Below are 14,739 nucleotides of genomic sequence, written 5' to 3'. Positions count from 1 at the left end.
GCTCAATCAGATATCAGGATATTGCAACAACAGTTGATTAATATGCCTCCATTCATCCTGTGACATACCATCGGATGCGACCCATAAACGGATTTTTTTCTGGTTATAAAAAGATTGAGCCGTAATTAATATGCCATAACGACACAGCCACGGCCGCCGGATAATTCGCCACTCGCGCTTCTTCCATTGCAGCTTATTATCACTAAACAGGACTAAAAGCCCTTGTGATTTACGGATATTTTTCTGACTATGCCCCCAACTGGCAATAATCAACAGTACTAGAGGAAGCCAGAAAATCCAGAAAATAGCATCATCCGCAGGCCACGGAGCAAGTAGTACGACAAGCGCTATTGCACCATGAACACAGGTAGAAATTAACTGGGTATGCCAAGATACCCTGAGATCACATTTCCACAGGACCACGATCTTTATTTCTATTCTGAATAAGTTTAATCATGCGAAATAGCTCTTCATCTTCTGGATGTCCATGATTCATCAGCCAGTTAAATAGATCAGGATCAGCACATTCAAGCAAGCGAATAAAAAGTCGTTTATCATCATCGCTGAGTGAGTCATATTCATACTTAAAAAACGGCATAATTGAAATATCCAACTCACGCATTCCACGCCGACATGCCCAATGAATACGCGCTTTATTATCAATATCCATGTTCAAAAGATCCCCTTTTTAATTCTCATTGTTAGTTTTTAACGCCATTAGCCATTAAGTCGCCCGGCCAATTGATGCATCATGCCAGCTAATAGCAATAATAACTACTTGCATTGTGCCTCAGCTCTTTTACCATTATGCATCATTGGCTCAAATATCTGACTGGCAGGATGTGTCATGGCTTATAAAACTCCGTTTTCTTCACAATCTCCATTGTCTTCATCAATCCTTCCCCTGACTTTAATATCTCTGGATGACTGGGGGCTGGTAACCGCAACTGGACCGGATACAGAAAAATATCTACAAGGTCAGGTTACAGCAGATATTTCCGCACTTGCAACGAATCAGCATGTGCTTAGCGCTCACTGTGATGCAAAAGGCAAAATGTGGAGTAATCTGCGCCTCTTCCATCATGGTGAAAGCCTTGCTTATATTGAGCGCCGTAGTGTGCTGGAAAACCAGCTTATAGAACTGAAAAAATATGCCGTATTCTCCAAAATGACGCTAGTTCAGGATGAAAACGCCGTACTGCTTGGTGTTGCAGGTAAAAATTGCCGCGAGGCACTGAATAATATTTTCCCAACACTACCCGATGCTGATAATGCTGTCGTTGAACATGAAACGACGACTTTGCTCCATTTTACCCTGCCATCTGAGCGTTTCATGTTGATTACCGATACAGCAACTGCTGAGCAATTAACAGAAAAACTTCAAGCTCCGCTTAATAACAGCCAACAGTGGTTAGCTCTGGATATTGAAGCTGGCTTCCCAGTTATTGATGCGGCAAACAGTGCGAAATTTATTCCTCAGGCAACCAACCTTCAAGCACTGGAAGGAGGAATATGTTTTAAAAAAGGGTGTTATACCGGCCAAGAAATGGTGGCACGTGCTAAATATCGCGGAGCAAATAAACGGGCCATGTACTGGCTGGCTGGCAGCGCTGCCAAAATTCCTGTAGCCGGAGATGATTTGGAATGGCAATTAGGAGATAAGTGGCGGAGAACGGGTACCGTTTTGGCTGCTGTTAAGCTGAATGATGAGAGTGTCTGGATACAAGTCGTCATGAATAATGATATGGAAAGCAATAGTGTATTCCGTGTTCGTGACGATGAGGGACATTCACTCACCATTCAGTCTCTGCCTTATTCTCTCAATGAAGAAAAATAATTAATGAGGTTTATATGTCGTTAGCAGTACCTGCCGTTGATTTTGGCCCTTTTACGAATGTCATCGGTTTTTTGATGGAGTTGGATAAGCTGAAACAAGTTCAGCGGCGAACTAAGTTACTGGATAACCATCGTCGGGAAAATTCAGCCGAGCATAGTTGGCATTTTGCTATCGCCGCAATGAGTTTTGCGCCCTATGTAAAAGGGGTAGATATCCAGCGGGTTATTCAAATGGCATTAATTCACGATATTGTAGAAATTGATGCAGGTGATGTGATGGTTTACGATTTAGCAGCCCGTGAAGCCATTCATGAACAGGAAATCAAAGCCGCCGACCGTCTTTTTGGTTTACTTCCCGAACCACAGAAAAATCATTTCATGTCACTTTGGCGAGAGTATGAAGCAGCAGAAAGCCAAGACGCCCGTTTTGCTCTTACGCTGGATAGACTAATGCCGATGTTGATGAATCTGCATAATAAAGGACAAAGTTGGGTAGAAGACGGTATTCGTTTTGAGCAAGTCATTAACCGCAATAAATTCATTGCCGATGTCTACCCTGAATTATGGCAATATCTGCTGCCGCAACTGGAAATCGCACAGCAGAAAGGTTGGTTAAAATAACTTTTTTCCGAAAATTTTACACTACAAGTTTAGGGCAGTTGTTTTAACGCTATTTGGCTCGATATAAAACCTGCAAATCGAGCCAAGTTTTTATTTTCAAAGGGTATGTAACGCTATCCTGAGTCTGCCATTAACTTATCTTCTATCATTATGTTCGAGTAAATTGGATTGCCTGGAACAGAATGCGATACCAGCAAAAACCCGAGCCTACCCGTTTCCAAATAGCTCTTCTTTAGGAAACACTTTTGTCTTCAGCTCACTCAATTTGCCGTTGACATATACCAGCCCTTGACCTCCTCGCCCACCTTGACTTCCGTCTATACCCCTTCTACCCGCCTTGCCGGAATTAGATACGTCTTGACTTACGTATCCATCCACACTGTATACGATATCACCAATACCGCCATCACCGCCTTTCCCTCCATGCCCCCCCTTACCGCCAGGCGCGACAAAACCGGGGGCTGACCAACTCGAAAAGATTGGCCGACCAGTAGAATAGCTAAAATCTATGTTACCCCCATCTCCACTACGACCTCCATTACCCCCACCGCCTCCATTCCCGCCATCTCCTCCATCTCCTCCCTTCGCAGCCTTACACAGTGTTTCATCACCAATATAATTAAGACGACCACCATACAAACTACCATAACCTCCATTCCCCCCCTTACCGCCATTACCGCCAGTGCCGCCATTACCACCCCGACCACCATCGCCGCCCACTGACCATAATTTTATCTCTCCAACCACATGAGTACATACCACCTTTAGTTGCGCTGGCAATCCACCTGGTTCGCCATCCGCGCCTCTTGCTCCCTGAGTACCTATGATTCCATCAGAACCTGATGAAGTGCCGGCGGTACAGGCATGTTTATCCTGACGACCTGGTGAACCATCAACACCATCAGCGCCACGGCTTCCAGCTACGCCATTAGCACCAAATGCTCCATCTAACCCTTTACTGATAAAGTGTTGTGGACCACTTTCAGCCCCCTGAATGACATTCGCTTCAATCCGACCATTAGCACAGCAAATAACTTTACCTTCCGGTCCAATGGTTATCCGGTCATACACCAAGACAATAGGTTCGTCACTTTGATCTTTATCTTTAATAATCAATGGATTATTTGCAGTAATAGTGATCTCATCGCCACTATATAACGCAATTTTCATCGGAAAGCGCTTAGCATTAAGAATTTCTTCATAATCTTTAACTAAAGCAGAATCACCGTGGATATAGGCGCGAAAGGCTTTGCATAAATCAATATGATTAGCCGGGACGTTTGCCAAACGTTCAGCAGAAAAGGGTTCAGGCAGAGGATGATATGGCTCTATTTTTCCAGGACCATACCGACTGTCAGGCACACCGCTGAGTGCTTTCAGCTCTTGTATTGTTTGCACGGTAAAAAATGCTGGCGGCACAGTCGCCGTTTTCGGATCTTTAGAAAATATCACCGGCCCGTCAAAGTCAGAGGTCTTAAGTTGCTTTGGCTGTCGTTCCAAACCAAACGGATGATGATATTGATGTAATATTGCCAAAGTCTCAGTAACCGTTCTTATTTTATCCATGAGAATTCTCCTAAGTTTAAATTTATACATTTAGAATAACTTCATATATTAATTATCCATCTGGCCAAGTTACAAAGTCTCTACTGCTATCACTACAGGTTGTGTCACTAATACAGGTTGTGTCACTAATATTGCTAATAGTCAGAATTTTTCTCCTGGCTAACGACCAGATTAGCCATAGCGAAAACATCGTTCTTCTTCTGGCAAAAAATATAAGCACTTCAACAACAGGCGGACCAGAAAAATAATTCCCATGAAAATTAATTAGATAGGTATTTATTCTCTTTACAGAAAGCAATTAGATGCAATATTTAAATTACGCAATTTAAAATATTAATGTAAATTCCCACTTTTTCCATTAATTATGGGAAAATTTCTGTGATATATCACTACCTTTCAATAGCTGATAATTGAAAATTTCAATTTTATATTTATCTCATTGAGTATTATTAGGAAATACAAATAAAAATAATAATCATGATTGTACTTTTCAAAAATCACAACAAGATAGAAACCTATAGATATTATTGAATAATGAAATTATGAATTTGATTTAAATTTTCATTCACACAATTTGCCGTTGATATATATCCGCCCGCTCTTTCCTGGCTTCCCTGGCTCCCCTGACTTGCCACTATTCCCCTTTTTACCAGGGCTTCCAGAACAATCTAAGTTTCTAATTCTATCCTCAATATTACACCACGCAGAACCGCCATCACCGCCTTTCCCTCCCCCGCCCCCTTTACCGCCAGCCCCCGGTAAACCTGGCGTTGACCAATAACTAATGTTTGGATTACCGTCAGAATAGTTACACTCTATCTCCCCCCCATCTCCACCACGTCCTCCATTCCCACCAGTCCCGCCATCCCCTCCATCTGCTCCATTCCCTCCATTCGCAGAACGATACAGTGAGATCGTAGTAACATGACTTTGACCACTACAATAACCCCCATCGCCCCCCTTTCCTCCACATCCACCGTCACCACCACGACCGCCAGTTCCCCCATCCCCCCCATTAGACTTCAAATATACCGTCCCACCCAACTTAGCAGCTGTGACAGTTAATTTATCCGCCTCTCCACCAGTTTCTCCATTCGATCCTTTCGTTCCCGTAGAACCTTTAGTTCCATCGGTGCCCGGTGTAGGGGGCTTTACACATTTATGTTTATCCTCACTGCCAGGTGAACCATCAACGCCGTTAGCTCCGCAATTTCCAGTTGCACCAGGAGCGCCCGTTTCTCCATCGATTCCTCTTTTGACAAAGTGTATTGGAATGCCTCCACCCCCTTGAATGACATTCGCTTCAATCCGACCATTGGTGTAGCAAATCACTTTGCCTTCCGGTTCAATGGTTATCTGATCGTACACCAACACAACCAGTTCGCCATTGCTATCTTTATCTTTAATAATTAATGGGTTATCTGTGGTAATCGTGATCTCCTCACCACTATATAACGCAACTTTCATCGGAAAACGCTTAACATTAAGAATTTCTTCATAATCTTTGACCAAAGCAGAATCACCATAGACATAAGCGCGAAAGGCTTTGCATAAATCAATATGGTTAGCCGGGACATTTGCCAGGCGTTCAGCAGAAAACGGTTCAGGTAACGGATGATAAGGCGCCATTTTTCCAGAGCCATACCGACTGTCAGGCACACCGTTGAGTGCTTTCAGCTCTTGTATCGTTTGTACGGTAAAAAATGCAGGCGGCACAGTCGCCGTTTCCGGGTCGTTAGAAAATATTACCGGCCCGTCAAAGTCGGAGGTCTTTAGTTGCTTTGGCTGTCGTTCCAGACCAAGCGGATGATGATATTGATGTAATATTGCCAAAGTTTCAGCAACCGTTCTTATTTTTTCCATGAAGGTTCTCCTAAGTTTAAATTTATACATTTAAAATAACTTCATATATCAATTACCCATCTAACCAAGCTCCAAAGTATCTATTTCTATCAATTACTACCGGTTATATCACTAATATTGCTCATAGTTAGAATTTCGCTTCTGGCTAATCACCATATTATCCAGAGCGAAAATATCGATTTTTTCTGACAAAGGATATAACCATTTCAACAACAATCAGGCCAGAAAAATAATTTCAATGAGAATTAATTAGGTAAATACTTATTCTCTTTACAGGAAGCAATTAGATACAATATTGAGATTTCTCAATTTAAAATATTAATGTAAATTACCATTTTTTCCATTAATGATAGAAAATATTTCTGTGATATATCACGTTCTTTTAATAGATACTAATTGAAAGCTTCAATTTTATATTTATCTCATGAGGTATTATTATCAAATACAAATAAAACAATAATCATGATTGTATTTACCAAAAATTACAATAAAGATAAAAACTTGAAAATAATATTAAATAATGAAATTATGAATATGTTCTAAATTAAAGTCATAAAACAATTTTTTACAAAAAGAGGATTTTTCTACCAATAAATCTCAATATTCAAATAAGCTAACTTTACCAATAAACGCTTAAATGACCGACAAAAAGGCCAATAAAAATAACCCTCATGAAAGCAGTAAATCAAAATAACTGAATCAGGCAAATAGAACCGGATCAATAATTATCATGATATATACCCGTTATCTTTCAAGTTGTCTCTTTGTTGGCTGCACTCACCCCGATCACTATAGTTCGCTATGCTTCCGGGGGGTTCGCTCCCTTGTCGTCGCGAAGCATCTTGATATCCATAGGGTAGTGCAGCTATTGGAAATAGCTGCACATCTGGTTGTAGTTCAATTCGTAGTGCAATTTATAGTTCAGCACGGGCAAATCGGCAATTTAACATGGTGACGGCTCCCCCGGTTCTGTCGGACAAAACTTCCAATTTCATGAGCTATCAGACCCGCTGCCGATTCACATTGATATTTCTTACTTCGATTAATCACTTGCAAAAAATTATTATATTTACTCATCGACGCCAAATCGTCAGCTCAATTATAGTCGTTCAAACCAGTCTGATTATTTCGCCCCTAAGGATTAACGCTGTACATTACCGTTAACATATATCTTGCCAGCTACACCTGCCTCTCCTGGTTTTCCATCAATACCATCTTGACCCGATACTCCTGATTGACTACTGTGACCAGCGCCGCCTTTCCCGCCTTCTCCACCTTTCCCTCCTTTCCCGCCATTACCGCCATGACCTCCATATGACTGGACACTAATTACTGGCTGACCTTCAGAAACATTAATATATACGTTACCGCTATCTCCACCGTTCCCCCCATTACCCGCATGCCCTGCATCGCCGCCATTACCCCCATTACCCCCACTCCCTGCGCTACATTCGCCGACTTTATTACCGCCATTACCCCCTGTCCCGCCACTCCCTCCATGTCCGCCATCACCGCCATTTCCACCATTGCCGCCTATCGATACCAGATTTATTGGCCCAGTAAGAAGTTCAACATCAATAACTATGTCATAGGCATTTCCACCATTTCCACCCCCCATCCCCAATCCCCCGGAAGAGCCGTCAGTTGCATCAGTACCTGCTGTGGCTTCAACGGCGCAGCCGTATGCCTTCTCTATACCCGCAACACCATCTCCTCCGCTAAACCCGTTACGTCCTAATTCACCATCAAAACCATTAGCTCCATCGCTGCCTTTACTGATAAAGTCCGGTTTCTGAGCGCTTCCATTAACTACAATAGTATTAGCTTTAACCTTACCATTAGTGCAGTAAATAATTTCACCTCCTGGTTCAATGGCGATCTGGTTGTATATCAAGACAACAGGTTCGCCATAGCAATCTTTATCTTCAATAATCAATGGTTTATCTTTGGTAATTGTAAGCTCGTCACCACTATATAACGCAACTTTCATCGGAAAACGCTTAGCATTAAGGATTTCCTCATAATCTTTGACTAAAGCAGAATCACCATAGATATAGGCACGGAAGGCTTTACATAAATCAATATGATTACCAAAGACGTCTGCCAGTCGTTCAGCGGAAAACGGTTCAGGTAACGGATGATGGGGTTCCATTTTTCCAGAGCCATACTGACTGTCTGGCACACCACCGAGCGCCTTCAGTTCTTGTATAGTTTGTACCGTAAAAAATGCCGGCAGCACAGTAGCCGTTTTCTGATCGTTAGAAAAGACTACCGGCCCATCAAAGTCGGAGGTCTTAAGTTGCTTTGGCTGTCGTTCTATACCAAACAGATGGTGACGCTGATGTAATACTGCCAAAGTCTCAGAAACCGTTCTTATTTTATCCATGAGAATTCCTCTGAATTTAAGTTTATACATTTAGGATAACTTCATATATCCGTTGTCTATTCAGCCAAGTTCCAAAGTATCTATACCCGTCATCTTTCAAGTTGCCTCTTTGTTGGCTGCGCTCCCTTGCCGTCGCGATGCATCTTGAAATCCATAAGGTATACTGCCATCACTACCCGTTATGTCACTAAACTGCTAACAGTCAAAATCTTGCTTTTGGCTAATGACCAGATTTGCCAGAGCGAAAATGTCAATTTTTCCTGGCAAAAAATATAGGTACTTCGATAGCGGATATGCCAGAAAAATAATTACGATGAGAATTAATTAGGTAAATATTTATTCACTTTACAGAAAGTGATTGAATACAATATTTAAATTACACAATCTAAAATATTAATGTAATTTCCCACTTTTTTCATTAATTAAAGAGAATATTTCTGTGATATATCGCTACCTTTTAATGTGTGTTAATTAAAAATTTCAATTTTATATTTATCTCATGAGGTATTATTATAAAATACAAATAAAAATAACAAATGGATTTCATTTAAATAATCACAACAAAATAAAAATCCATAGATATTATTGAACAATGAAATTATGAATATGATTTAAATTAAAGATGGAAAATAATTCCTCTTTACAATAAGAATATTTTTTAGAAACAAGCTGCAATTTTAAAAAACTCTTTTTACAAATAAATACTTAAATACCCGAAAAAAGCCCAAATAAAATAAAAAGCAAATCAAAACAACAGAATCAACAATAGAGTCGGAGCAATAATTATTATAATTACAGTGTTGCCATGAAAAATATTTCATTTGAGAAAATTTTTTTAATACGGTTAATGTTGTTAAATATTTTATACAATCCTGCATTCATATTATTAGATTAATTCTGTCATGTAAGACCTATTTTTCCTGATGTTTTTTCTGCTAATGATCGCCTGGGTACTAAGTTAGAAATCAACAATCTGAAAGCCCCATCGGGCTTTCAGAAAAGAACGAAGGTTTACCGCAGTTTTTGCTAAGATTATTCCTGCTTCGCAATTAACTTAATCTGCAATCGATATGCAATCAACGATGCAAGTTCCGACAGAGATTTATCGCTCAACAACAATTCCAGTGGAATATCCAAACGTAACTGTTTATTAATTTTTTGTACCAACATCAAACCATTCAATGAATCGATACCGTTGTTAATCAAAGGTTGATCAGGATGGAATAGTTCTGCCGGCATCCCCGTAATCTCACCGCAAAAGGTTTGTAATAAGCTAATAATATCGTTCAGATCACTCACCACAATAGTCTCGTCTACAGGTGAAGTCTGAACCACATTTTCTTGATAAATATCACGTAATAGCGGTAGATGACTCATTGAACCAGAAAGTAAACTTGACCAATCCGCCAAGAACGGCACCAGTTGCGGCTCAATACGTGCAAACAAACGATCTAAAACAGCTAATCCCTCCTCTGAACTAAATGGCTGTAAGCCACTGTTTTCCAATATTGAAAGCGTTCGACTATCCCGCAAAGCGATCCCCGCTTCCCACGGCCCCCAGTTAAGACTTAACGCGGGTAAACCTTGCTGACGCCGTAAGCAGGCTAGGCTATCCAACATGGCATTAGCCGCTGCGTAAGATGCCATGCCAGGTAAAGCCAATATTGCCCCCAACGAGGAAAACATAACGAAATGATCTAAAGGCGCATCAGCCAACGCTTGATGCAATGTCCAGGCGGCTAACGCTTTAGCGGAAAATACTCTATCAAACGCCTCAGGGCTGAGTTCACGATATCCCTGATCTTCAACATGCGCGGCACAATGAATCACCCCACGCAGCGGCTGGCTGGCTTGTTGCCGATACTGAGCCAAACCAATGTTGGTCATTTCCACATCACCGAGATCAATCGGTAGATAATTAGCCTCAACTCCCTGTTGATTCAGCATCTCCAGTAACGCCTGATCAGCCGTATCAAGAGTATGACGGCGGCCAATCAATAACAAATGACGAGCACCATGCTGTACCATCCAGGGAATCAATTGACGCCCCATATCACCGAAGGCGCCAGTCAGCAAATAGCAGCCATCTGGACGAAAACGCACAGGTGGTAACACGGGTATTTCAGGTAATAGCCCAAGACGTAATACATAACGTTGATGATGGCGCAGAGCCAATTGATCTTCGTCATCATCCGCCAATAGCGTATCCCACCACCGAGCGGGTGTAGTGGTATTGTCAATATCCAGTAATCCGCCCCACAGTGTAGTCGCTTCCTGCTGACCAATAACTCGCATCATTCCCCATAACGCCGCAGTAAACGGATCAGGCAGATCCTGCTCCGTGACTTGATGAGCACTTTGAGTAACGACCCACAAACGCGGTTTCACCGATCGCTCAGCTAGCGTTGCACATAAATGGATTAAAGCATGATAAGCCATCTGCGGAGCCTGTAATGGCCAGAGGATCAGTATTCTTTCAATCTCAGCGGGAAGAATTTCAACTAACTCCTGAACTTCCTGATAACTATTAGGTAAACCAGAGTGCAACCAAGCATACCCGCCACGACGTTGCAATTCATCGGCCAATTCTTCTGCCAGAGTGTTTTTCCCCCCTAGAATAGCCCATTGCTTCACCGATTCTGTTGATGACGGAGATTCTGTTGATGACGGAAATTCTGTTGATGACGAAGAGTCTATTTTGCGCCACTGAGGTTGACCTACCACCAAATTGTGAAGTCTGGAAGACAAGCTATTTCTTCTGTTATCAACAAGCTGAACGCCAAACCCGCTGATCTGACACAGCAATATACCGCTATCTGTATAGACATCAATATCACCAATCCATTGTTGTTGCGTCTGCTTAGTCTTTCGGGCATGGGCATGAACCCGACCTGACAATTTACCATTAATACGCAAATGCTGAATACTGACTGGGATACGGAAATCGCTGATAGGAATTGGCGCGTGAATATCAACAGATTGAATCGCCAACAACGATTGAAATATGCCATCCAACGCCGCAGGGTGAAAATCCATTCCTGCCAGTGTAGATGGCAATTCAATCTCACAGATTGTCTCTTCTTCACCGACAAACGCATGGCGCAAAGTACGAAAAATACCACTATAGCTGAAATGCAGATATTGAAATGCCTGATACAACCTCTCTTGGTTCCACATGCAAGGGTAGCGGTCATTTGCCGTTAACGGAGGAATAGAACAGGCAGTCGCACCCGGTACGACTATATTTACCTGTGCGCTGGCGGCAAGTTGACAATGTGTATCCTCCTCCAGATTATGGATAATGTATACTTTCACCTCCATTCGCTGGCGATCTAACTGTGTCTTTAACCTGAAATCCATGCCTGGTTCTAACAGTAAAGCCGATTGCAACACCATATTATCAAGCGATAAACCCACTCCGGGAAAACAGATACGCGCGGCTGCCAACATGGCTTCAATATAGCCCGCAGCCGGAAACATCGCATTTCCCATGACAACATGATCGAGTAGCCAAGGCACTTGTTCCACAGCCAACTCAGTTTGCCAACTATCGCTGCCCGGCAGAGCTTCACCCAATAATACACCGCTCGATATACGCAATCGGCGGCGACGACTAATCGCTGGCTCATACCAATAAGATTGTTGATACCAAGAGTAAGTTGGTAGATCAATTGGGCAAGCGGTAGGCATTAAAGCCTGCCAGTCAGGTTCAATACCGGCTTCAAACAGTTGTCCTAATAGTTGCGGCCAATTCTGCCCTGAGCGACAAGCAAATACTTGCCCTCGATAAGGCTGACTCCAACTCTTTAAACCTGCACTTAATAAGGACTTAGGTGAAATTTCAAGAAAATGGCAGAACCCTTCTTTGAGCATATTTTCTACCGCATCGTCAAAACGGAATGGTGCGATGATATTGTCAGCCCAATGCTCAGGGCTCAACTTGCCGCTAATCAACTCCCCGGTGACTGACGAGAACACCGGTAATAAGGGTTTTGGTTCTGCTGCGGGAATAGTGGCCGCATCCGCAGTTAACCCGGCCCTGATCGGCTCCAAATAGTGGGAATGAACGGCAATGCTATACTTGAGCCGACTACTGGCGATACGTTGACGCTTTAAACGATCAGAAACGGCGGCTAATTCACTTACAGGCCCAGACAATAAGCAACGATCGATACTATTACGTCCAGCTATCACTACAGCAGGTTCAGCACCAGGGGCTGACAAATAAGGCAATATCTGCTCCACCGTCGCTGCCGCGATTAATAATCCACCGCCTTTATTCAGCATACGTTGCAGATAACGATAACGCTGGTGTAGAAGTGTCAACGCCTGCGTTAGATCATAAATTCCCGCCAGATAACAAGCCGCCATTTCCCCGGAACTGTGACCAAGTAACGCCGCGGGTTTTAACCCCCACTTCCGCAACTGTGCGGCCATTGACACCTGTACGGCAAACTGCACTGACGGCTCTATCAGTTCATCGGTAGAAATTAATGTCGTGTATAAGGAAGGTGCGGAAAATCCCGTCCAAATTGCCTCACAACGCTCAAATTGTTCAGTAAACTCGGGAAATTGCTGAAACCAAGCGACAGAATCCTGCCAATCTTTACTGCCAATACCCGCAAATACCCAAACCAGACGATCAACTTTTTTATTATTATGCTTAGGCAACACACTCAGACTAGTCAACTGCTGTTGCAACTGTTCTCGGTTACTGAATACGATCCCCTTACGTAATGGAAAGCGGTGACGAGTCGCCGCTAAGCTATAACACAAATCATCAAGGGCAATATCCGGCTGCTGTTGCAGCAAATCAGCAATACGCTGCGCTTGTTGCTTAAGAGAAAATTCAGACTGTGCAGACAATGGCAGCATGAAAGCTTGCCCTTGCTTCGCCCGAAGTTGCGCGGGAGACTCTGTATGATTGCTTAACACCACATGAACATTCGTTCCGCCAAAACCAAAGGAGTTCACCCCTGCTATCACTTTTCCTTCAGGCAGTGACGTTAACTGCCGTGGAACCTGCAATCTCAAATCAGTAAAACGGATGTTGTGGTTAGGAGGATCGGCATGTAAATTGCCCGGCACCTGGCCCCGTTGTAAACACAATACTGCTTTAATTAACCCAGCAATACCCGCGGCGGCTTCCGTATGACCAATCACGGATTTACACGCGCCAATCAACAGTGGACGGTCTGTCGGAGTTGGCCGGCACGTCATCCCTAATGCTTTCGCTTCTATCGGATCGCCTACTGTGGTTCCAGTACCATGCGCCTCAATATAATCAATCTCTTTTGGGGAAATCCCGGCCTGAGCACAGGCCATCCGCACCACCCGTTGTTGCGCCGCTCTACTTGGCTGGGTAATCGTGGAAGTACGGCCATCTTGATTCGCAGCCGAACCGTGGATCACCGCTAAGACCGGATCGCCATCCTGTAAAGCCACGCTCAAGGGTTTCAGTAAAACAGCGCCTACCCCTTCACTACGTACATAACCATCAGCATTAGCTGAAAAGCTATGACAACGGTTGGTCAGCGACAGAAAACCGGTATGGCTTTCCACTATCGAAAAATCAGGCATCAGCATCAATTGGCTACCACCTGCCAGCGCCAGTTGTGATTCTCCGCGCCGCAAACTTTCACAAGCCAAATGTACCGCCAATAGAGACGATGAACAGGCGCTATCAATGGTCAAGGACGGCCCTTGAAAATCAAACGCATGGGATATCCGGTTTGACAACATGGTTCCTAGCGCGCCGGTTGCCGTATAACTGGTAGCCTGACGCAAATTAGTAAATTGCAGGTGCATATAATCATGAGTGAAAGCGCCAATATAGACACCAACGGCCTGACCCGCTAACGATTTTGGCGTTATCCTCGCCCGTTCCAACGTTTCCCAGGTCACTTGCAGCATCAGACGATGTTGTGGATCAATAAAAGGCGCTTCTGTACTGCTGATACCAAATACCTCTGCATCAAAGCCGGCTATATCAGTTATAAATCCACCCTCTCGCGCCACCATTCTCCCTAGTAGATTGCGATTTTGAGAACTATAAGCCTGAGTTGACCAACGTTCGGGCGGCACTGGGGTAATTGCATCACTTGAACCACACAGTAGATGCCAGAATTCTTCTGGAGAGCTAACGTCCCCCGGAAAGCGGCAACCCATGCCGATAATAGCAATCGGCATATTGTCGCTTTTCATCATATTGATATTCATAGTGATATTATTTCCTCCTGTTGATAGTTTGTCGGCTTGCCAAGCTTATTCATTAACAATAGGTAATACCTCAACAACCGATATGCCAGAAAAATAATTCCTATGAGAGTTAATTAGGTAAGCATTTATACCCTTCATCTTTCAAGCTGCTGCTTTGTTGGCTGCTTTCACTCACCCCAGTCACATCGTTATCTATGCTCCTGGGGATTCGTTCACTTGCCGCCGCGCTGCAACTCGAAATCTATTAG

At 43.2% G+C, this 14,739-nt stretch carries 8 protein-coding genes; 2 read left to right on the top strand and 6 right to left on the bottom strand.

The genetic code is table 11. The features are described 5' to 3' along the window. Nucleotides 1-6 precede the first annotated feature (6 nt). Entirely contained in the window at nt 7-423 is a 417-nt protein-coding gene (locus tag OO184_RS03290) for a protein YgfX (protein ID WP_265377961.1), read from the bottom strand. Next, nucleotides 404-670, bottom strand: coding sequence for an FAD assembly factor SdhE (gene sdhE, locus OO184_RS03285; protein ID WP_265378084.1), 267 nt, complete (start codon nt 668-670; stop codon nt 404-406). Before sdhE ends, OO184_RS03290 begins: the two co-directional genes overlap by 20 nt. A gap of 177 nt (nt 671-847) precedes the next feature. On the opposite strand from sdhE, the gene ygfZ reads away from it, so the two are divergent. Together ygfZ and OO184_RS03275 are read left to right on the top strand one after the other, a co-directional pair. Beyond that, on the top strand, nt 848-1,837 hold the full coding sequence (ygfZ, locus tag OO184_RS03280; protein WP_265377960.1) for a tRNA-modifying protein YgfZ: 990 nt from the start codon (nt 848-850) through the stop codon (nt 1,835-1,837). 14 nt (nt 1,838-1,851) lie between these two features. After that, nucleotides 1,852-2,457, top strand: coding sequence for an HD domain-containing protein (locus OO184_RS03275; protein ID WP_265377959.1), 606 nt, complete (start codon nt 1,852-1,854; stop codon nt 2,455-2,457). 207 nt (nt 2,458-2,664) lie between these two features. On the opposite strand, the gene OO184_RS03270 is transcribed toward OO184_RS03275, so the two are convergent. The 4 genes from OO184_RS03270 to OO184_RS03255 form a co-directional block, all read right to left on the bottom strand. After that, nucleotides 2,665-4,023, bottom strand: a complete 1,359-nt coding sequence (locus tag OO184_RS03270; protein ID WP_265377958.1) for a collagen-like triple helix repeat-containing protein — start codon at nt 4,021-4,023, stop codon at nt 2,665-2,667. A 561-nt stretch (nt 4,024-4,584) separates the two neighbouring features. Then, on the bottom strand, nt 4,585-5,886 hold the full coding sequence (locus tag OO184_RS03265; protein WP_265377957.1) for a collagen-like triple helix repeat-containing protein: 1,302 nt from the start codon (nt 5,884-5,886) through the stop codon (nt 4,585-4,587). 1,141 nt (nt 5,887-7,027) lie between these two features. Beyond that, nucleotides 7,028-8,272, bottom strand: coding sequence for a hypothetical protein (locus tag OO184_RS03260; protein ID WP_265377956.1), 1,245 nt, complete (start codon nt 8,270-8,272; stop codon nt 7,028-7,030). Between the two features lie 1,032 nt (nt 8,273-9,304). Further along, complete coding sequence (locus OO184_RS03255) at nt 9,305-14,491, bottom strand: type I polyketide synthase (RefSeq protein ID WP_265377955.1); 5,187 nt, start codon at nt 14,489-14,491, stop codon at nt 9,305-9,307. Between the last annotated feature and the right edge of the window lie 248 nt (nt 14,492-14,739).

Origin of the sequence: Photorhabdus aballayi, assembly GCF_026153155.1 — a bacterium.
Classification (GTDB): domain Bacteria; phylum Pseudomonadota; class Gammaproteobacteria; order Enterobacterales; family Enterobacteriaceae; genus Photorhabdus; species Photorhabdus luminescens.
Note: the sequence above shows the minus strand (reverse complement) of the source record. Positions and strands in the feature narration are given on the sequence as shown.

Coding starts and splice junctions, on each gene's coding strand:
- OO184_RS03265 (WP_265377957.1), bottom strand. CDS start 5,886: ATGGAAAAAATAAGAACGGTTGCTGAAACTTTGGCAATATTACATCAA.
- OO184_RS03275 (WP_265377959.1), top strand. CDS start 1,852: ATGTCGTTAGCAGTACCTGCCGTTGATTTTGGCCCTTTTACGAATGTC.
- OO184_RS03255 (WP_265377955.1), bottom strand. CDS start 14,491: ATGAATATCAATATGATGAAAAGCGACAATATGCCGATTGCTATTATC.
- OO184_RS03260 (WP_265377956.1), bottom strand. CDS start 8,272: ATGGATAAAATAAGAACGGTTTCTGAGACTTTGGCAGTATTACATCAG.
- OO184_RS03270 (WP_265377958.1), bottom strand. CDS start 4,023: ATGGATAAAATAAGAACGGTTACTGAGACTTTGGCAATATTACATCAA.
- sdhE (WP_265378084.1), bottom strand. CDS start 670: ATGGATATTGATAATAAAGCGCGTATTCATTGGGCATGTCGGCGTGGA.
- ygfZ (WP_265377960.1), top strand. CDS start 848: ATGGCTTATAAAACTCCGTTTTCTTCACAATCTCCATTGTCTTCATCA.